Origin of the sequence: Bacillus sp. FSL R5-0820 (assembly GCF_038593385.1) — a bacterium.
GTDB lineage: Bacteria > Bacillota > Bacilli > Bacillales > Bacillaceae > Bacillus > Bacillus altitudinis.
Genome location: NZ_CP151991.1, coordinates 2,580,894 through 2,600,307, shown reverse-complemented (window position 1 = coordinate 2,600,307; position 19,414 = coordinate 2,580,894). Strand labels below are relative to the sequence as shown.

19 protein-coding genes are annotated in these 19,414 nt (G+C 41.6%); 14 read left to right on the top strand and 5 right to left on the bottom strand.

Going from position 1 to position 19,414, the window contains the following annotated elements; translation table 11 throughout:
• Positions 1-129: 129 nt before the first annotated feature.
• The 5 genes from NST15_RS13385 to NST15_RS13365 form a co-directional block, all read right to left on the bottom strand.
• Positions 130-729: a response regulator transcription factor gene (locus tag NST15_RS13385; protein ID WP_035391139.1), complete on the bottom strand. Its 600-nt coding sequence runs from the start codon at positions 727-729 to the stop codon at positions 130-132.
• Positions 726-1,862, bottom strand: coding sequence for a sensor histidine kinase (locus tag NST15_RS13380; protein WP_108611312.1), 1,137 nt, complete (start codon positions 1,860-1,862; stop codon positions 726-728). Before NST15_RS13380 ends, NST15_RS13385 begins: the two co-directional genes overlap by 4 nt.
• Before the next feature lie 117 nt (positions 1,863-1,979).
• Complete coding sequence (locus NST15_RS13375; RefSeq protein WP_008343127.1) at positions 1,980-3,029, bottom strand: fatty acid desaturase; 1,050 nt, start codon at positions 3,027-3,029, stop codon at positions 1,980-1,982.
• A 189-nt stretch (positions 3,030-3,218) separates the two neighbouring features.
• Positions 3,219-4,661 (bottom strand): DEAD/DEAH box helicase, encoded by a 1,443-nt coding sequence (locus NST15_RS13370; RefSeq protein ID WP_017367842.1) that lies wholly within the window; start codon positions 4,659-4,661, stop codon positions 3,219-3,221.
• Between the two features lie 116 nt (positions 4,662-4,777).
• Positions 4,778-5,581: an NAD kinase gene (locus tag NST15_RS13365; protein WP_017358281.1), complete on the bottom strand. Its 804-nt coding sequence runs from the start codon at positions 5,579-5,581 to the stop codon at positions 4,778-4,780.
• 447 nt (positions 5,582-6,028) lie between these two features.
• On the opposite strand from NST15_RS13365, the gene sppA reads away from it, so the two are divergent.
• From sppA to NST15_RS13295, 14 genes are all read left to right on the top strand, one after another.
• Positions 6,029-7,030 (top strand): signal peptide peptidase SppA, encoded by a 1,002-nt coding sequence (gene sppA, locus NST15_RS13360; RefSeq protein WP_008343134.1) that lies wholly within the window; start codon positions 6,029-6,031, stop codon positions 7,028-7,030.
• 14 nt (positions 7,031-7,044) lie between these two features.
• Entirely contained in the window at positions 7,045-7,569 is a 525-nt protein-coding gene (locus NST15_RS13355) for an RDD family protein (RefSeq protein WP_113747101.1), read from the top strand.
• 101 nt (positions 7,570-7,670) lie between these two features.
• Positions 7,671-8,378 (top strand): DUF2953 domain-containing protein, encoded by a 708-nt coding sequence (locus NST15_RS13350; protein ID WP_008343138.1) that lies wholly within the window; start codon positions 7,671-7,673, stop codon positions 8,376-8,378.
• A gap of 14 nt (positions 8,379-8,392) precedes the next feature.
• Complete coding sequence (gene ytfJ, locus NST15_RS13345) at positions 8,393-8,845, top strand: GerW family sporulation protein (protein ID WP_007501733.1); 453 nt, start codon at positions 8,393-8,395, stop codon at positions 8,843-8,845.
• Positions 8,846-8,957: 112 nt separating this feature from the next.
• Positions 8,958-9,458: a thiol peroxidase gene (gene tpx, locus NST15_RS13340; RefSeq protein ID WP_007501731.1), complete on the top strand. Its 501-nt coding sequence runs from the start codon at positions 8,958-8,960 to the stop codon at positions 9,456-9,458.
• Between the two features lie 88 nt (positions 9,459-9,546).
• A complete protein-coding gene (locus tag NST15_RS13335; RefSeq protein ID WP_008343142.1) occupies positions 9,547-10,521 on the top strand; it encodes a class I SAM-dependent methyltransferase in 975 nt (324 codons plus the stop codon).
• A 229-nt stretch (positions 10,522-10,750) separates the two neighbouring features.
• On the top strand, positions 10,751-11,935 hold the full coding sequence (locus NST15_RS13330; protein ID WP_007501728.1) for an acetate kinase: 1,185 nt from the start codon (positions 10,751-10,753) through the stop codon (positions 11,933-11,935).
• A 99-nt stretch (positions 11,936-12,034) separates the two neighbouring features.
• Positions 12,035-12,550 carry a molybdenum cofactor biosynthesis protein B gene (locus tag NST15_RS13325; protein WP_046526486.1) on the top strand — a complete coding sequence of 172 codons (516 nt, stop codon included), beginning with the start codon at positions 12,035-12,037 and terminating at the stop codon, positions 12,548-12,550.
• A 173-nt stretch (positions 12,551-12,723) separates the two neighbouring features.
• Complete coding sequence (locus NST15_RS13320) at positions 12,724-13,935, top strand: argininosuccinate synthase (protein ID WP_008343148.1); 1,212 nt, start codon at positions 12,724-12,726, stop codon at positions 13,933-13,935.
• Positions 13,932-15,305: an argininosuccinate lyase gene (gene argH, locus NST15_RS13315; protein WP_056705537.1), complete on the top strand. Its 1,374-nt coding sequence runs from the start codon at positions 13,932-13,934 to the stop codon at positions 15,303-15,305. Before NST15_RS13320 ends, argH begins: the two co-directional genes overlap by 4 nt.
• A 119-nt stretch (positions 15,306-15,424) precedes the next feature.
• Positions 15,425-16,330, top strand: a complete 906-nt coding sequence (locus NST15_RS13310) for an aminoglycoside phosphotransferase family protein (protein ID WP_342498583.1) — start codon at positions 15,425-15,427, stop codon at positions 16,328-16,330.
• A gap of 95 nt (positions 16,331-16,425) precedes the next feature.
• Complete coding sequence (locus tag NST15_RS13305) at positions 16,426-17,181, top strand: SDR family oxidoreductase (protein WP_342498582.1); 756 nt, start codon at positions 16,426-16,428, stop codon at positions 17,179-17,181.
• A 66-nt stretch (positions 17,182-17,247) separates the two neighbouring features.
• Complete coding sequence (locus tag NST15_RS13300; protein ID WP_035391153.1) at positions 17,248-17,931, top strand: metal-dependent hydrolase; 684 nt, start codon at positions 17,248-17,250, stop codon at positions 17,929-17,931.
• Positions 17,932-18,075: 144 nt separating this feature from the next.
• Positions 18,076-19,398: a CBS domain-containing protein gene (locus tag NST15_RS13295; protein ID WP_017358275.1), complete on the top strand. Its 1,323-nt coding sequence runs from the start codon at positions 18,076-18,078 to the stop codon at positions 19,396-19,398.
• Positions 19,399-19,414 lie beyond the last annotated feature (16 nt).

Genomic DNA, 19,414 nt, shown 5'->3' with positions numbered 1-19,414 from the left:
ATAATTATTATCACTCAGATATCATACCATAGATGTGAGGTTTGTTGTCAATGATATTTTAGCAGTGGATAGAGGAATTCGGATAGAAAGAAAAAAAGATCAAGGCAGTGTCTGACCTGATCTTTTTTCTTATTTAAACCAGCCTTTTTCTTTGGAACGAGTGATGGCTTCAATTCGGTTTTTGACTTCTAGTTTATCTAAAATAACGGATATGTAGTTTCGGACAGTGCCGCTTTTTATGCTGAGTTCCTTGGCGATTTCTTTTGTGTTTTTTCCGTCTGCGACGAGTTCTAGAACCGACTTTTCTCGTTCAGTTAAAGGATTTTCGTCGCTATACAAGTCTTCCATTAATTCAGGGGCGTACACCTTTTTCCCTTTCATCACGCTGCGGATGGCACTTGCCAAATCCTCGCTTGGGCTGTCTTTCAGCATGTAGCCGCTAACGCCAGCTTTCAGCGCTCTTTGAAAATAGCCAGAACGGGCAAAGGTAGTTAAAATGATGATCTTCACATCAGACTTTTTGAGTTCTTCAGCGGCATCGAGCCCAGATTTTCCTGGCATCTCAATATCCATTAAACAAATGTCGACCGGGTGTTTTTTAGCAAAATCTATGGCGTCCTGGCCGTTTGTGCCTTTTCCAACAACCGTCATATCGTCTTCTAAATCGAGAAGCGATCCAAGAGCACCGAGCAGCATTTGCTGATCCTCTGCGATAAAGATGTTAATCATTTTATTTCCTCCTTATCTTTCGCTGCTGAATCATTTGGAATGCTCATGATCAGCTTCGTCCCGTTTTTTGTCTCAATGTGCAGGCGTCCATTTGCAAATTCCAATCTTTCTCTAATCCCTGCAAGGCCATGTCCCTTCGATTGAGAGGATGGATGACTGCCTTTAAATGTGCCGTTATCCTCAACTGTAATGACAGCTTCCTTTGACTTTTGATGAATCGTGATTTGACAGACAGTGGCGTCGCTATGCTTGACGACATTCGTCACGGCCTCTTTGATGCACATGCTCACAATGTTTTCGTTAAGAAGAGAGATGTGTTTCGGCGCTTCTTTTTCATCATAAATCATGTCAATATCCGCGGCTTCAAGTATTTGCTTGATGTTCAATATTTCATCTTTGATCCGAATGCCTTTCATGGAAGAAACAATTTTTCGCACTTCATTTAGAGACGTTCTAGCTGTCTGCTGGACGCTTTTTAGTTCGGCACGAGCCTGTTCAGGGTCTTTATACACGAGCTTACGGGCAAGGTCACTTTTTAATCCAATGAGAGAGAGTTTTTGTCCAAGTGTGTCATGCAGATCGCGAGCAATTCGCTGTCTTTCTTCAAGTTTGACAAGATCGGCGATCCGTTCATTGGCATATTCTAATTTCTCTTCTAGCCGTTCACGTTCCTTCCTGCTTCTAATGCTAAGAGGGAGGAGGATGGCGCTGATCAGTGTAATCACGACAAACGGAATTTGCGTGAGAAACCAGCCCTTTTTTAAGATCAGGCTAAAGTTCACCGCTACGGCAGCGCTCGCTAGATGGATATAGTATAAGATATAGAAAGGGACTTTTCTTTTGATATGCCCGTTGAAATAGGCGATACAAAAAGCAAAATAAATGTAGCTGTAGAGCATCACATAACCAGTCGAAATGGCGATTAATAGAAGGCCGAATACATATAACGACCAGCCCTTTGAGACAAAGGCAAAACGGTAGACCGCAAAAAAGACGACGTTTAAAATAATGCCGATCACAATGCCTAAAGTCGAAGGGGTCTTAAAGATAAAATAAAAGGGCAGGATGAAAAAAATCGCCCAAATATATGGGGAAATCCCATGCAGTTTTTGAATTTTAAGTTGTTTTTTCATCCGTGATTCACCTTTTTCATTTTTTCAGTCTTTTTCACTACTTTATCAAATTGAACAGATGAGCGCATCCTGCAAATACAACAAGCTCCTTCTATTGTAAGAAAGAGCTTGCGCCAATTATGCATTCTTCTTCAGAATGTCTCCTTTTATGACAGGGGTGATTCTAGTCTGACGTGCTTCTTTAAAGGTCACAAATGCTTTCGTCTCTTCATCCCATAGTCTGAATTTCATCGACTCAATACTAGTCTTTAACGTGATGGTTGGCACATTTTTAAGTGGTTCACTGTGTTCATGGGCATGTTCTAAATGATAATTCGGTACCCTCGGGCTTAAATGATGGACATGGTGGTAACCAATATTGCCTGTTAACCATTGAAGAAGCTTTGGCAATTTGTAAAAAGAACTGCCTTCTACAGCTGCCTGCACATAATTCCAATGTTCATCTGCTTCAAAGTAAGAATCTTCAAATGTATGCTGCACATAAAATAACCATACACCGATTGACCCTGAGATCAGGAAGATTGGACCTTGGACAAGCAGGAACTCCTGCCAGCCAAAAAGAAGACACGTTGCAGTTGCTAGCGCAATGATGCTCACGTTTGTGAAATACGTGTTCCAGCGCTCTTTTTTACGAGCATTTTTGACGTTGAAACGGTTTTTTAAGAGAAAAACAAAGATCGGTCCTAAAATAAACATCACAAAAGGATTACGGTAAAATCTGTAGCGAAATTTCGTCCAAGCTGATGCTTCTTGATATTCTTTGACTGTCAGGAGCCAAATGTCGCCAGTACCTCGTTTGTCTAGATTACTGCTTGTGGCATGGTGAATTGAATGATCTCTTTGCCATTGAAGATAAGGGAAAAGGGTGAGTACGCCCGTTACAAAACCGAACAGGTGATTCAGCGGCTTCTGTTTAAAAAAGGATTGATGGCAGCAGTCGTGAAAAATAATAAAGACACGTACTAAAAAACCAGCTGCAATAACCGCAAAGAAGAGGGTTAAAAGGTAGGAGATGTTCAGGCTATAATAGGCAAGAAACCAAAGCCCCAAAAATGGAATGAATGTATTAAAGAGTTGAATGATACTTTTTTTCGAATTAGCACCAGAGAATTGGCCAACTTGTTTTCTTAAAGTGGCTTGCTGCTGTGTGTTTGTTGAAGTCGTCATGAACGTTCAAGTCCTTTCCGTTTCTTTCTACTTCAAAGTATAGAAGGAAAGGTGTCATGCTCATAGTAGCACCCATCATGTATTCAATATGACATTTGTCATGTTGGACGCGGGAAAGGCTGATGGTTCAAGGGTTGTAAGCTTATTTTATTTTAAATAAAAAAAGTAAAGGCGCTTAGCCTTCACTTTTTATGCACGTGCTTCATGTACTTTTAACTGCTTGCCTTTAATCGTTGTGTGCCGCATGGCTTTTAGCACAAGAGGGCCTTTGCCATTTAAAATATCTACATATGTTTTCGTTTCCTGAATGGTAATAATCCCAATGTCATCAAACGCAACGCCGTCTATTTTGGCGATCGTTCCAACGAAATCAACTGCCCGGAGTTTCTTTTTCTTCCCGCCATTAAAATACAGCTTCATAATATCTTTTTCTATGCCGGCCTGCTTATTTTCCTTTTGAATCGGTGTTTCAATTTTTTCTTCAAAGCTTGCCACATGCTGTTCTGCTTCTTCTTTTGTAGGATAAGGCTGAATTTGAAAATGAATGCCAGCTTCCTCTTTTAATTCTTCAATGAGCGGCTGCCCGTGCCTTGTCATAAACGCAATCGTTTTTCCGCTTTTACCCGCTCTGCCAGTTCTTCCAGTCCGGTGAATGTAGCGTTCTTTTTCATATGGCAAGTCGTAATGAATGACATGTGTCATATCACTGACATCAATTCCTCGGGCTGCAATATCTGTTGCGATCAAATAACGGAATTCCCCGTTTTTGAATTCATCCATGACGGCAAAGCGGTCTTCCTGCCTCATCCCGCCATGAATCTTATCGCAAGGAACATCCCACTCATCCAGCTTCATCGTCAGCTCATTCACTCGCTCCTGCGTATTGCAAAAAATGATACAGCTATCTGGATTTTCAATAACAATCGTTCGTTGAAGTAATGAAAACTTGCCTTCTTCCTCGGTTTCAATCAACGTGTGGGTGATTTGCTGCTTCGTCGTTTCCTCCCGAGCAATCTCTATCACTTTTGGCGATTGTAAAAACTGCTCACTCAAATCCTTCATTTCATCAGACATCGTCGCTGAAAATAACATCGACATCCGCTTTGGCGGCAGATGCTGAATAATAGAAGAGACTTGATCAATAAATCCCATGTTCAGCATTTCGTCTGCTTCATCTAACACAAAAAATGACAGATTGTCTAAAGAAAGTGTCCCTTTTTCAAGGTGATCCAATATTCGTCCTGGCGTTCCGCACACAATGTGGTTCTTTTGTGCAAGCTCTATTTTTTGTGCTTGAAATGGAGCTTTCCCGTAAATGGCGGCTGCTTTGATTCGTTTAAATCGTCCGAGGCTAGTCAGATCCTGTTTGACCTGCATGGCAAGTTCTCTTGTTGGGACGAGGATGAGGGCTTGAGGTTTATTCTCAGCCCAATCCACCATTTCACAAATTGGCAGACCGTAGGCTGCTGTTTTGCCACTGCCTGTCTGAGATTTGACAATGAGGTCCTGCTTTGAAAAAGCAACGGATAATGTCTCGTGCTGAACAGGTGTAGGTGTATGGAAATGAAGCGCTTCTAGCGCTTGTTTCAATTCATCGCTTAATGGATATTGATCAAAATGTTGTAATGGCATCGTGTTCTCCTTTTCGTACATGTATACTTGTGACATCATACCATATCTTTTCAAAGACACCATGACCTTGAATGAAAAGGCATGAAAAAAAGCCCCATAAAGGAGCTTTTCAATGATTAAAGGAATCTGCGTTTTACTTTTTCCCAATAGGAGTTATCTTTTAATTTGACCGTTTTGATCACTTTACCAGAAAGGCCAATATCAATTTGTTTGACATGTTTTGTACCTAGCGCTTCGTTATCAAGACCGATAATCGGATGGTCGTTACCGTCCTGAACAACCTTTAGTGTCAGCTTGCGGTCACTGCTTAAAATGAAAGGAGCTCCAAGTGTACGGTATGAGTTGTTATTCAGCGATGCCAGCTCGGTTACTTGCATACACGGAAGCATCGGATCCACCACGGCGCCGTTGACAGATTTATTGTAGGCCGTTGAACCGGTCGGAGTGGAAATAATCATCCCGTCACCTCTAAAGGTTTCAAAATGGAAATCATCTATATACACATCGATGACAAATGTTTTAATGATGCTAGAGCGGATCGACAGTTCGTTTAAGCAATGGAACTGGTTTGTACTGTCAACGCTTACATCGATGATCGGATATTTTCTCACTTCAATTTGTTCAGTGTTCATGGCATCAATCATTTGATCAAAATGTTCTAACGAAAAATCGCAGTATAGGTGCGAATTCTCTGTTTTTGATACCCCTACATACAAGCAGTCATCCCGGAAGTTCGTTTTGCGAACCGCTTGAAGAAATGTACCATCTCCACCAATTGAAGCAATGATATGGGCATCTTCTGCACGCTTTACGACGTGAAAGCCTTGATCGGTAGCGAGCTTCTCCAGAGAAGAAATGTGTCCATCCAATTCATGATCTTTTTTGTAAAAGAAAAATACATTGCGACGATTGTCTGTCATTGACGTTCTCCCCTTTGTTGTCAAAAATAGATTTCGAGTAGTAAAGGGCTTACATAAAAACCCTTGTTCACATTTTACACTTTTTTCATATGAAAGTACAAATATTAGAAAGACGCTTCATCATGATAGAGGCTTCCATTTAAGAAATGAGTCATTGTAAGTGATTAGACAACGCTGACTTTGAGCATAATTTAATAGCTCATTTTGGAGGCTAGAGAGGTCTGGGCGTTTCGTTGTGGAGATGATCTGAGCTATTAGATGTAGGAAGAGGATAAAATAACCAATTTTTCGTCATGATGAGCAAATGATAGAAGATGTAAAGTTGATCGTCATTTCACATCGGTGCTATCATATGTTGAAATGAAATGTAAAAAAACCACAGTTCCTGTGAAACATTTCATGTGTGTATTCGTATGAACGAAGTGAGACAAAAAGGAGGAGAAAGAAATGAATGCGAAAAGATGGGTAGCCTTAATCATTGCACTTGGTGTTTTCGGCTTTTCGATTGTGATTAGTATCACGACGGCCTTGTATGAAAGCTTCAATGATAATAAGATGAGCTATCAATTCGGGGACGAAATCGAAGAAAAGGTACTAGAGGATGGCAGCGGAGCGAGTAAAATTGCTGTACTTGAGATTAATGGTACGATTCAAGATAACGGTGGTGCATCCAGCCTTTTAGGCGGGGAAGCATATGATCATCGTGCGTTCTTAAAAGAATTAGATAAAGCAAAAGACGATGCGTCTGTGAAAGGTGTCTTGCTGCGTGTCAACTCTCCTGGCGGCGGTGTCTATGAAAGTGCTGAAATACATAAAAAATTAGAAGAAGTAAAGAAAGCGAAGAAGCCAATTTATGTTTCCATGGGTTCAATGGCGGCTTCTGGCGGCTATTATGTATCCACTCCAGCGAAAAAAATCTTTGCTTCACCTGAAACGTTAACAGGCTCTCTAGGGGTCATCATGCAAAGTTTGAATTATGCAAAGCTGGCAGATAATTTAGGCATCAAATATGAAACCATTAAAAGTGGAAAATTCAAAGACATCATGTCTCCAAATCGTGATATGACAAAAGATGAGCGTGCTATCATGCAAAGCATGGTTGACAACTCTTATGAAGGCTTTGTGAAAGTCATTTCTGAAGGACGCGGCATGTCTAAGCAGGACGTCAAGAAAATTGCTGACGGCCGGGTCTATGACGGAACACAGGCGAAATCGAACGGATTAGTGGATGAGCTTGGGTACTATGAAGATGCACTAAAAGCAATGAAGAAAAATGAAAAAGGCCTAAAAGGAGCAAAGGTTATCAGCTATTCACAAAGCTTTGGCTGGAACTCTCTTTTCAATATGAGTGCAAGCAAGCTCTTTAAAAGCGAAATTGATTTTCTGAACTTAAAAGAAACACTGGCTGGCTCAAATGGGTCTAAACCGATGTATCTCTATTCAAAATAAAGGAGGGATCATAGATGGATTCTACATTCGATGAAGTAACGGAAAGTCGCAGCCAAGAGGAAGAATCAAGGCCGACTCTTGCGAAGCGCACTTCAATTGAAGCGCAGGCCTTTGCAGGTTTCTGGATTAGATTTTGGGCATTTATCCTAGATTGGCTCGTCGTATGGGGTGTTAACCATTTGACGGTTTCTCCAATCTTTAGTCTCTTTGGCTGGTCAAAAGGTGGAGGCTGGTTTTCCCCATTTTCCGTCACAACCACAATTGTCTTTCTGCTTTATTTTGCGATCATGACGAAGATTTTCCAACAAACACTTGGAAAGATGGTGTTTGGAATCAAAGTCGTCTCACTTCAGCCGGAGAAGAAGCTGTCATGGGATGTCATTTTCTTTAGAGAAATTGTGGGGCGATATATTAATACGCTTTTTGTTCTCTATGCTGTGGTTGGGTTCACGCCGAAAAAGCAAGGGGTTCATGACTACTTTGCAGATACGGTGGTTGTTCATGAACATTTATATGAAAAAACAGAATCAAACGCATAACCAAAGAGAGTTTGGCCGGGTACCGGTCAAACTCTTTTTTTGGGTGATTGGGTATAAAATCCAGAAGGAGAGCCATAATCGTAGAGGAAGCATCATTTGTTATGGAGGAAGTGAGCACAGTGCTGTACGTTTGGATCGCAGCTTTTTTGTTCCTTGTGATCTTATTGATCTTTATGAAAGTGACCATTTCACTGGACTATTCACATGCAAATGACAATGACCATATTGCGGTGAAGATCATCACCTTATATGGAATCGTCAGACTGAAGAAAGACATTCCGATGGTGAAAGTGAATACGGAAGATCAAACGATTGATATTCGTGAAAAGAAAATGGCCAGCACCAAAACGCCTAATCAAGAAAAAGAAACCATGCATAAAAAAGTGGGAAAACGTGATGTGAAAGAAATCCTTCATCAAATGGAGCGTATTACAAAAGAGATTGTCGATCTAAACCGGATCATGCGAAAGTTCTTCATTCATATAAAAATCGTCTCATTTCACTGGTCCACATGGATTGGTTTTCATGACGCAGCTTTAACAGGTGTAGCAGCCGGCGGTGTGTGGTCAGTCAAAGGAGCACTTCTTGCCTTTATGCAGGAGCATCTCACCTTTAAGCACAAACCCGTCTATGAAGTGATTCCCGCTTTTCAGCACAATGTATCACAGACACACTTTGCATGTATAGCTTATTTTCGGATTGGACATGCTATGCTTGCAGCCATTCGATTACTTGTCCATTGGTTAAAAGGGAGAAAGGCGAGAAAAAATGCCTCTCTTCAAGCAACGAAGAATGAATCATCTGTTTAAGGAGGAACCCGAAAATGGCAGATCATCCAATCCAAGGTCTGATGAAGACAGCGATGGAAAACTTAAAAGAAATGATTGATGTGAACACGATCATCGGCGATCCAGTCGAAACCCCTGACGGCAGTGTCATTCTCACTGTGTCAAAGGTTGGTTTTGGATTTGCAGCCGGCGGCAGTGAATTCAACGGTAACCAAAAGAAAGAAAAACGGTCTGATGAACAAGAACGAAAAGAACCGAGACTCCCATTTGGAGGCGGAAGCGGCGGGGGAGTATCGATTACACCAATCGCCTTTTTAATTGTGGGAACAAATGGCGTTAGAATGCTTCATTTGGATGAACACACACATCTGCTCGATAAAATATTGGATTCTGCTCCTCAAGCAATTGAACGTCTTCAGCACATGTTTAAGAAGGATGAACGGGAGCATCGTCACAAAGAACGAAAACTAGATGACATAGACCTTTAAAAAGTTAGCTGCCCTGCAGTTAACTTTTTTTTCAAAATGGACGATTAGGCTTTGCAGTTTTTTGCTTTCTCTACTATGATAGAACCATACATTTGATAAGGGAGGAATTGTTTTGGCATCGATCACATTTAAAGGGAGCCCAGTAACGCTTGTAGGAAATGAAGTGAAAGTAGGCGAGCAGGCTCCAGATTTCACGGTATTAACGAACTCACTAGGGGAAGTTTCACTTTCTGATTTAACAGGAAAAGTGACGATTATCTCAGTGATTCCTTCTATTGATACAGGTGTGTGTGACGCACAAACAAGACGTTTCAATGAAGAGGCAGCCGGCTTAGGTCCGGTCAATATTTATACCATTAGTGCAGACCTACCATTTGCACAAGCACGCTGGTGCGGAGCAAACGGAATTGAAAATGTCGAAACATTATCTGATCATAGAGATATGTCATTTGGTGAAGCGTTTGGTTTATATATGAAAGAATTGCGTTTATTGGCGCGTGCGGTCTTCGTATTAGACCCAAGCGGAAAAGTGGTTTACACTGAGTATGTAAGCGAAGCAACCAATCATCCAAATTATGAAAAAGCCATTGAGGCTGCGAAATCACTGTTATAAAAGCAGCATCGACAAGAGCTCCGGCTTCATACTGGGGCTCTTTTCAATGAGAACATATAGCTTTTAACAAAGCGAGGAGAGAAAAGCATTGCAGAAAGATCAAGTGAGTACGATTTTTGAGCTGCTCGATACAGCTTCAATTCGTTTAAAAAAGGAACAGAACATTTCCTATATTGAAGCATTGGCAGAAGCAGGAGAAGCCTTTTTCCAGTCAAATGATCGAAACGGTTTACTAAAAGATTTAATAGAGAAAGCAGATTTCGCCTCTTATGATCATGAGCAGATTCGTAAAGCGTTTCAGCTCGCCGTACTGAAAGGACAAAAAGATATTTCACATCCAAACCGGCAGATGACACCTGATACAATTGGTCTGTTTGTCAGCTATTTGGTCAATAAATTTTTAGAAGGACAAAAAGAGCTGGTTGTCTTTGATCCAGCAGCGGGAACAGGGAATTTACTGCTTGCGGTCCTCAACAATGTAACAGCAGAAACAAAACGTGGTTTTGCCTCTGAAATTGATGACGTGCTCATTAAAATTGCGTGGGCACAAGCGAACTTAGAAGAAAAAGAAGTAGAGCTTTTCCACCAGGACAGCCTTGAGCCGCTTCTTATCTCACCAGCAGATGTTGCTGTATGCAGTCTTCCTGTCGGGTATTATCCAAATGATGAGCGCGCTAAAGACTATGAATTAAAGGCAAAAGAAGGTCATTCCTTTGCGCATTATTTATTCATTGAGCAAAGTCTTCGTTACACGAAAGAAGGCGGCTTCTTATTCTTCATCATTCCAAACGATTTATTTGAAGGAAAAGAAAGCGTACAATTAAAGGATTTCATCAAAGAACATGCATATATGAATGCGTTAATTCAGCTGCCAGTCTCTATGTTCAAAGACAAAAAGCATGCCAAAAGCTTATTTGTGATGCAAAAGAAAAAAGAGGGGCTCGAAGCACCGAAACGTATGCTATTTGCCAATCTGCCATCTTTCTCACAGAAGGAAGCAATGGTTGGCGTCATGAGAAAATTAGACCAATGGTTTATAGAAGAAAAAGAAACGAAAGAATAGCCAGAGTGATGTCTGGCTATTTTATTATTCAGAAAATAACGACTTATTGATGTAAGCGGTAACAGTTCGAAGGTGTACTTGAAATGCAAAGTTTTCAATGTTTAAATGAAAAAGTCAGATATTTTTCGGACTTATCGTTAAACTATAAAAGACCCGTTCAAACAGGTTGAATATAGCACCGAAAAAACGTGAAACCTTATATAACAACTGAGTAAAAGGAGCGACAGTAATGTCCAAAATTATTGCAATCAACGCAGGAAGCTCATCTCTTAAATTCCAATTGTTCGACATGCCAGAAGAAACCGTTTTAACAAAAGGTCTTGTTGAAAGAATCGGAATGGACAACAGTATCTTCACGATTTCTGTAGATGGAGAAAAGAAAACAGAAGTCACAGATATTCCAGATCATGCAGTAGCGGTTAAAATGCTGCTTGAAAAACTAATTGAATTTAACATCATCAAAGACTTTAATGAAATTGATGGCGTAGGACACCGCGTCGTTCACGGCGGAGAAAAATTCAGCGATTCTGTTGTTTTAACAGATGAAGTCATCAATGACATTGATCAGCTTTCAGAGCTTGCACCACTTCACAACCCTGCAAACGTTGTAGGAATCAAAGCATTCAAACAAATTCTGCCTGACGTACCAGCGATTGCTGTGTTCGATACAGCGTTCCACCAAACAATGCCAGAGCAGTCTTACCTATACAGCCTTCCGTACGACTACTACAAAAACTTTGGTATTCGTAAATACGGATTCCACGGGACAAGTCATAAGTTCGTAACAGAGCGTGCAGCAGAGCTATTAGGCCGTCCTCTTGAAGAGCTTCGTTTGATTTCTTGCCACCTTGGAAATGGTGCAAGTATCGCAGCAGTTGAAGGCGGAAAATCAATCGATACGTCAATGGGCTTCACACCACTTGCGGGTGTTGCAATGGGAACACGTTCAGGTAACATTGACCCTGCCCTTATTCCATTTATTATGGAGAAAACAGGACATACAGCTGAAGAAGTACTTTCTACTTTGAATAAGAAGAGTGGTCTTTTAGGTGTGTCTGGTCTTTCAAGTGATCTTCGTGATATCGAAGAAGCGACAGAAGAAGGAAACGACCGTGCAGAAGTAGCACTAGATATTTTTGCAAGCCGTATTCATAAATACATCGGTTCTTATGCAGCGAGAATGAATGGTGTAGATGCCATCATCTTCACAGCTGGAATCGGTGAAAACAGCTCAGAAGTGAGAGCACGTGTACTTCGTGGTCTAGAATTCATGGGCGTATATTGGGATCCATCTCTTAACAACATGAGAGGCGAAGAAGCATTCATCAGCTACCCTCACTCTCCTGTAAAAGTCATCGTGATTCCAACGAACGAAGAAGTTATGATTGCAAGAGACGTTATGCGTTTAGCGTAACATCCTTTTGAAGCTCTTTTCCTCAGCGGAAAAGGGCTTTTTTCTATTGAAATCAGCATGCTATAATGTGAGGCAATATGAAAGGAGCGGTGTGAAGAGATGAGTGCCCAAGAACATAAACGTGAAGCGAAAACGAGGCTTCATGTAAAAGTCATTACCGTCAGTGATACAAGGACAAAAGAAACAGATAAAAGCGGCCGTCTGATGATTGATTTGCTCAAAGAACAAGGGCACCTTATTCTTGCATACGATATTGTAAAAGATCACATTGGAGCGATTCAAGACGCGGTTTTAGAAGGAACAAGTGAAGCGAAGATTGATGCCGTCTTGTTAAACGGGGGAACTGGTATTGCAGCAAGGGACGTCACGATTGAATCCATTACACCTCTTTTCTCAAAAGAACTGCCGGGCTTTGGAGAAATTTTTCGCATGCTGAGCTATACAGAAGATATTGGATCAGCCGCTATCTTATCTAGAGCGACGGCAGGGGTGATTAACCAAAAAGCCGTTTTTGCCACACCAGGCTCTACCGGAGCAGTTCGGTTAGCCATGACCAAACTCATTATTCCAGAGCTTCCTCATGTCTTGCGAGAGCTTGAAAAAGATCAAAAATAGCCCAAAATGACTCTGCCAAGAAAATTTGGCAGAGTTTTTTTCATAAAGGGGTTGAAAAAACAATTTTTCCTTGTTACAGTGTATACATACTAAATGCATGTTTATAAATTAAAACTTATTTTTATGCAAAAAACATTCACAGAATCAAAACAAGCGAGAGGAGCTTTTCAAACATGTCACAAAATAAAAAAGTCGTATTAGCATATTCCGGAGGTCTTGATACCTCTGTTGCAGTTAAATGGTTACAGGAGCAAGGTTACGAAGTTGTTGCTTGCTGCCTGGACGTAGGTGAAGGAAAAGATTTAGCATTCGTTCAACAAAAAGCACTTCAAGTCGGAGCTGTTCAATCTTACATGATCGACGCAAAAGAAGAGTTTGCTGAAGAATTTGCACTTGCTGCACTGCAAGCACACACGATGTATGAAGGGAAATACCCACTCGTGTCTGCACTATCTCGTCCGCTCATTGCTAAAAAATTAGTGGAAGTTGCAGAGAAAGAAAATGCCGTAGCTGTTGCACACGGATGTACAGGTAAAGGAAACGACCAAGTTCGTTTTGAAGTATCAATCAAAGCATTGAATCCAGACCTAGAAGTTCTTGCACCAGTGCGTGAATGGAAATGGTCTCGTGATGAAGAAATCGACTATGCACAAAAGCACGGGATTCCAATTCCGATTAACCTAGACAGCCCATATTCAATCGACCAAAACCTTTGGGGCAGAAGTAACGAATGTGGTATTTTAGAAGATCCTTGGGCAGCGCCGCCAGAAGGTGCTTATGATCTGACAAATCCACTTGAAAAAACACCTGACACACCTGAAATCATTGAAATCACGTTTGAAAAAGGAAAACCAACAGCGATTGACGGAATCCAGTATTCATTATCTGATCTCATCCTTCATTTAAATGAAGTTGCTGGCCAGCATGGTGTAGGCAGAATCGATCATGTTGAAAACCGTCTTGTTGGAATCAAATCTCGTGAAGTATATGAGTGCCCAGGTGCAGTTACCCTATTAAAAGCACACAAAGAACTTGAAGACTTAACGCTTGTTAAAGAAGTAGCACACTTTAAGCCAATCGTTGAACAAAAAATGGCTGAATTAATATACAACGGCTTATGGTTCTCACCACTTAAATCAGCACTAGATGCATTCTTACAAGAAACGCAAAAGAACGTAACAGGTGTTGTACGTGTGAAACTATTTAAAGGCCATGCCATTGTAGAAGGACGTAAATCACCATATTCACTTTATGATGAAAATCTAGCAACTTACACAAAAGCAGATGAATTCGATCATGATGCAGCTGTAGGATTTATTAACCTTTGGGGTTTACCAACAAAAGTAAACAGCATCGTGAACAAAAAGGAGCAGGTTAAAGCATGAAAAAGCTTTGGGGAGGCCGATTTCAAAAAACACCAGAAAAATGGGTCGATGAGTTTGGTGCATCCATTCATTTCGACAAACAATTAGTCAAAGAAGATCTGACCGGCTCCCTTGCCCATGCAAGTATGCTGAATAAATGCGGTATCATCGGTGATGAGGAGGCCGCTGCAATCAAAGACGGACTGAATACGCTCATGAAAAAGGCAGAGGCGGATGAACTTGAATTCTCAGTGGATTATGAGGACATTCATTTAAACCTTGAAAAAATGCTCATTGATGAGATTGGTCCGCTTGGCGGCAAATTGCACACAGCGAGAAGCCGGAATGATCAGGTCGCAACCGATATGCATTTATATTTGAATAACCAAGTAGAGCATATCATTGAGCTGATCTCTTCTTTTCAAACAGTGCTTGTAGAAAAAGCTGAACAGCACGTTGGAACGATTTTTCCAGGATATACGCACTTACAGCGTGCACAGCCTATTTCCTTTGCCCATCATATGCTTGCCTACTTTTGGATGCTTGAGCGGGACAAAGCGCGTTTTCAAGATTCATTGAAGCGGATTAATGTGTCACCACTTGGATGCGGGGCGTTAGCAGGAACGACATTCCCAATTGATCGTGAATATACAGCAGAGCTTCTTGGCTTTGACCATATTTACGAGAACAGCCTTGATGGCGTGAGTGATCGGGATTTCATTTTAGAGTTCTTGTCTAATAGCAGTCTTGTGATGATGCACCTCTCACGTCTTTGTGAAGAAATCATTTTATGGTGCTCTCAAGAATTCAAATTCATTGAGCTTGATGACACGTACGCAACAGGCAGCAGCATGATGCCGCAAAAGAAAAACCCGGATATGGCTGAATTGATCCGCGGCAAAACAGGGCGGGTATATGGCAACCTGATGGGGCTGCTCACGATTATGAAAGGCTTGCCGCTTACGTATAACAAAGACTTGCAAGAAGATAAAGAAGGCATGTTTGATACGGTGAAAACGATCGCTGGCAGCCTGCAAATCTTCACAGGCATGATTCAAACAATGACAGTGAACGAAGATGTCATGAAAAAAGCAACAAAAGAAGATTTCTCAAATGCGACCGAAGTGGCAGACTACCTTGCAAAAAAAGGTATGCCATTCCGTGAAGCACACGAAATCGTTGGGAAGCTTGTGTATACATGCATTCAAAAAGGCATCTATTTAAGTGACCTTCCATTTGAAACATTTACAGAAGCAAGCGGCCTCTTTGAACAAGACATTTACACTGTTCTTGATCCGTATGTTGCTGTTGAAAAAAGAACAAGTGCAGGTGGAACTGGATTTAAACAAATTCAGCTCGCTTTAGAAAAAGCAAAAGCCTGCCTAGCATAATTCGCCAAAACCATTCGTTTATACGGATGGTTTTTTTTCATGGGAAAAAGGAGATTGATCTTCACTGGAGAAAATGAAAGCATACCAGTGTCAAGCTGAATAAGGAGTGACAACAGTTCATGAAGAAAACGCTTCAGGCTTTGTTTGATCAGCCTATCGTATCAGTGAAAACGTTAGGAGAACCATACGACGGCCGGGCTAATGATGTGTGGCTGATTTCCTTGCAAGATCAGACGGAATATGTAGTGAAATCTCCAAAAACTGCAAGAGAAGAAAGTGAATTTGTATATGGGATCAACATGATTTATGGAGTAGATGCCCGTACTGTACAGGAGCATCTTGATGAAATCAATGAAATGCTGGCTCATACGAATTCCTTTCATATTCCGAAAGTTGTTCGTAAAGTGAAGAAGGCGGGGAAACACTTTTATGTCATGGAAAAAGTAGAAGGAATCCCTTTAACATCTTTTGAGGGCCGTTCAGCACAATTCTATAGGGATTACGGGAGGAAACTAGCGCATCTTCATTCATATCAAACAAACTTTTTCGGTGCAGTATACGGGGGAGAAAAGAGACATTTGAGAGAATTCCATGCGCTGTTAAAAAAGGCAGTTTCCAAACTTATCAGCCGCTATTACGCTGATCAGCCTGAATATCAGGATTATGCAGAAAAGGTGCAGCAAAAGCTTGAAAAGCTAAGTCCTCCTGATGCAGCCAGTCTCATTTTAATTGATTTAGACCCATCGCAATATATTGAAGACGATGATCAAGTGACCAGTCTAGTTGATACGGAATATGTCGTATTTGGACCAGCTGCGTTTGATTTTATTGCACTCGAATACCTTTTGACGAAAGAAGCTGCACAAGCGGTTCAATTAGGATATGAAGAGATTTGCCCGCTTCCTCGCCAGCTTCATGAGGTGAGAGAATGCTATCGGTTTGTTTCGCTGCTTCTCGATATCCATGGTTCATGGGATATGAAAAAGTGGATGAATCACCCTATACGGTTTTCCCCTCATTGTTAAAGGGTTCAAAAGTGCGAAGGGAGCCGGTTTATAGTAAAGTAAAGATAACAAAAGAAACACATGAACTTGCAACCTTTGCTTTAGGAGGAGATTGTGTGCGACACGCATTAATAACAGCGGGTTCTAAAGGACTTGGCAGGAAAGTCACCGAGTCTTTACTGAATATGGGGTATTCTGTGACAGTGAATTATCGAAGTGATGATGAAGCTGTTCGGCAGATGAAAGAAGAATTGCAAGAATACGAAGAAAAGCTTCAATTTGTCCAAGGCGATGTGACAAACAAAGAAGATTTAAAAAACATGGTCGAGCTGGCAGCAGAGCGATTTGGGCGGATTGATGCCTTGATCAATAATGCTGGACCTTATATTTTTGAACGAAAAAAACTCGCGGATTACTCTGAATACGAATGGTATCAAATGATGGAAGGCAACCTATCCGCAGTGTTCCATTTGTTCCGAATGGTGATCCCTATGATGAGAAAACAAGGCTTTGGCCGGATTATCACATATGGCTTCCAAGGAGCAGACCATGCGCCAGGCTGGATGCACAGATCAGCCTTCGGAGCGGCAAAAGTGGGCCTTGCGTCATTGACGAAAACCATTGCGATTGAAGAAGCCGAAAACGGCATCACCGCTAATATGGTGTGTCCAGGCAAAATCGTTGGAGACATGAAAGAATCAACGATAGAGGAAGCACGTCAGATAAAAGACGATGAAACACCGATTGGTCGGTCTGGGACAGGTGAGGATATCGGTCGTATCATTTCATTTCTATGTGATGACCGTTCAGACCTCATTACAGGAACCGTCATTGAAGCAACAGGTGGTCTTAATGTGATTCATAGGCACTAAGTTTTTCAGCTTTTTATAGAGGGAATAGACAAAATGAGATCAAATTCGAAAGGTGGATATATTTACATGAAAGCTACATATCATGGACATTCAGTCGTACACATTGAAACAAACGGATACCATATTTGGATTGATCCATTTTTAAATGGAAATAAGCACACGGATATCAAACCGCAAGATGTGAAAGCAGATGTGATTTTGCTCACGCACGGGCATGGAGATCACGTCGGAGACACGATTGAAATCGCTAAAAACAATGACGCACTCGTGATTGCGCCATTCGAGCTTGCCACTTATTTAGGCTGGCAAGGGGTGAAAACGCACCCGCTTTCTATAGGCGGCGGACGTGAATTTGAATTTGGTAAAGTCAAGCTGACACAAGCGTTCCATGGCTCAGCGGTCATTGATGAAGAATCCAAAACGATTACGTATACAGGTATGCCATCCGGTATTTTATTTACTGCTGAAGGCAAAACAATTTATCATGCTGGAGACACGGCTCTCTTCTCGGATATGAAACTCATTGGGGAGCTGAATCATATTGAGCTTGCCTTCCTGCCAATAGGTGATAACTTCACGATGGGACCAGACGATGCGAGAATCGCAGCAGAGTGGCTTCGTGCGAAACAAGTCGTACCGATTCATTACAGTACATTCCCGCCGATTGAGCAAGATCCTCATGCCTTTGCAGACAGCTTGCATGGCGGCGTGGGTCACGTATTAAACAGCGGAGAATCCATCGATATTTAATAATAGGAAGAAAAGCCGGCATCCAACCGGCTTTTTTTATTTGCCTGTATCGTGCTCGTGTAAAAGACAAATTGCTATTAAAAGCCTCCTGCCTTTATAATGAAATATAGATGAAAACGCTGAAAACAAAAAGGGTGAACGGGATTGGCGACAAAGCATGAGCAAATTTTATCGTATATTGATTCATTAGATGTCGGAGAGAAAATTTCTGTCCGGCGTATAGCGAAAGAAATGAAAGTCAGTGAAGGCACGGCTTACCGGGCTATTAAGGATGCTGAAAATAAAGGGTTCGTGAGCACCATTGAACGAGTCGGTACCATTCGAATTGAACAGAAGAAAAAAGAAAATATTGAAAAGCTGACATATGCGGAAGTGGTCAATGTCATTGATGGCCAGGTGCTTGGTGGACGAGCTGGCTTACATAAAACGTTAAATAAATTTGTCATCGGTGCAATGGAACTGGATGCAATGATGCGTTACACAGCAGCAGGCAACCTGTTGATCGTCGGAAACCGAATCAATGCTCACCGGCAAGCATTAGAGGCGGGAGCGGCTGTGCTGGTCACGGGCGGATTCTCAACAGATGATGAAATTATTCAGCTCGCAGATGAGCTTGAGCTGCCCATTTTATCAACAAGCTACGATACATTTACCGTAGCGGCTCTCATTAACCGGGCCATTTATGACCAGTTGATTAAAAAAGAAATTGTGCTTGTGGAGGATATTTTAACGCCGATTGAACGGACCGTCTATTTATCGCCAGAAGACAAACTTGAGAAATGGTATGAAAAGAATTATGAAACCGGGCACGGCCGGTTCCCGGTAGCAGACGATCAAATGAAAATACACGGCATTTTGACCTCAAAAGATATTGCAGGCCATGACCGTTCTACACCGATTGAAAAGGTGATGACAAAAAATCCGCTGACCGTTATTGGCAAAACATCTGTCGCTTCAGCTGCACAAATGATGGTGTGGGAAGGTATTGAGGTGCTGCCAGTTGTAAATGATCATGCGAAGCTGATTGGGATGATTAGCCGTCAGGACGTGCTGAAGGCGCTGCAAATGATTCAAAAGCAGCCGCAGGTCGGTGAAAAGCTGGATGATGTCGTGTCACGAGGATTTAAGGAGACTGAGACAGAAAAACCAAAAACAGATGCGGTGTACCAATATGAAGTCTCACCACAAATGACAAATCAGCTCGGCAATATTTCGTATGGTGTGTTTACACAAATTTTAATCGAATCAGCCAACCGCTTCTTAAAGTCTCATAAAAAAGGCGAGCTAATTGTAGAGAGTCTTTCTGTCTATTTCTTAAAACCGGTTCAAATGGAATCCACGATACAGATCAAACCGAATATTTTAGAAGTTGGGCGCAAGTTTGGAAAGCTGGAAGTGGAAGTTTACCATCAGTCAAATATTGTAGGCAAAGCGATGTTGATGGTGCAGCTGATGGAGAGAGGATAATAGGCAAAAAAGGGCG